This is a genomic window from Methanosaeta sp. UBA458, from assembly GCF_002496085.1.
GTDB classification, from domain to species: domain Archaea; phylum Halobacteriota; class Methanosarcinia; order Methanotrichales; family Methanotrichaceae; genus Methanothrix; species Methanothrix soehngenii.
Map to the genome: position 1 here is coordinate 5,334 of NZ_DAIK01000086.1, position 1,406 is coordinate 6,739.

The 1,406-nt window shown below is 49.9% G+C and carries 2 protein-coding genes; one reads left to right on the plus strand and one right to left on the minus strand.

The features are described 5' to 3' along the window. Positions 1 to 434, minus strand: a 434-nt coding sequence (locus BP822_RS06020) for a tetratricopeptide repeat protein (protein WP_286877957.1), incomplete at its 3' end; no start/stop codon positions are given. Positions 435 to 705: 271 nt separating this feature from the next. On the opposite strand from BP822_RS06020, the gene BP822_RS06025 reads away from it, so the two are divergent. Then, a complete protein-coding gene (locus BP822_RS06025) occupies positions 706 to 1,260 on the plus strand; it encodes a hypothetical protein (protein WP_273271984.1) in 555 nt (184 codons plus the stop codon). Positions 1,261 to 1,406 lie beyond the last annotated feature (146 nt).

The following is a 1,406-nucleotide window of genomic DNA, read 5'->3' on the forward strand; positions in this document are numbered from 1 at the left end:
CTGCTTTCTGCTATGCTTTTCTCTGCTATGTTGATAAGGGAGAAGCCCTTGATCTTCCAGGCCTTGAGATTCTCTGGGTAGCTCTCTATAGTACTGTCCAGAGTGCTTATGGCCTCATCAAACCTCCCCAGCTTAACAAGAAGGAGGATCTTCTTATTTGTGGCATTTAAAGTGGCATTAATGTCGCCAGGCCTTGTGGCTATCGCCTGGTCGTAGATCTGGAGGGCCTTCTCAAAGCTCTCGTTGGCCTGAGAGAACGAGCCCTTCCACATCTGCTTGTATCCCTCTTTGATCCAATGATCTGCATCTTCTTCCATAGTACTGGCGGATGCAGATATGCACAGACAGGCAAATGCTGCCAGGAGAAGGATAATACCAGTGCAACTGCGCACTCTGTACTCATCCTCCAATTGATTAGACCTCGTAAGTCTCATTTCCTCATCCTCATGCATTGGGATTATATTAGATCGAATTTGGGTGGAGGGCGGATGATACAATCGGGAATGGCTTCCCTGTCACCGCCACTTTGTCGTATTCGTTAACGTTATTTGACGTAGTCGGTGTATCTCATTAACTTTGCGCTGGCCAGGGGTTCGTCATCTAGGAAAAGAGAGCATCCCGTAGCCGAACATGGCAAAATACAGCAGCACAGAATGCAGTCCAATAGAAAAGTCTATAAATGTTTGGTTTATTATATTTCATCCTATGCTCAACATTCTGCAGCTATCTGAGAGCCAGATCTACGTAGAGAGCGAGCGCTGGCAGTGCAGCTTCGGCCATGGAAGGCCCGTCAAGCTTGGCCTTGTACTGGAGGCTGTAGACCTTGATGAAGAGGATGATAACGGCTTTTCAATCGTCATCGATGCCAGCCTGCTGCCCCAGCTGGAGTGCCTGGACGGGGAGATATTGGGGGAGGCGAGGGCCGAGGGCCTGGAGGCGAAAGAGGAGCAGATACTCTATGCCTACGAGTCTTATGGTGGAGTGCCGGTGAACATAGATGCTGTCCAGCCTCCCAAGGCCTCATGCGGATTCTCCAGCTTCGTGGCGGACAGCACGATCAGGAGCACGGAGATCGCCGGCACGGGTGAGTCGATGGAGACCCGCCATTTTCAGAATGTGGATGAGGCCATGTCCTTTGCTCGCGACTTCTATGCGGTTTATGCTCCTGTCATCTTCGGATTCATCGATATGGTGCTCGACCATCCCCTCCGATCGGGAGGCACGGGCTGGGACAGAATCAGCCGGATGGCGAGGAGATAGGGGCGGTATATTATGAGGTTTTGCTGCCTGTTCTGTTATTACTCGCTAAGCCTCATAATCTCATTAAATGTCAATCCAAACAAGATTTTAAGCAGCTGAAATACGAGACATAGAGTATCGGAACGAGGTTTTGAAAATGTCAGCAA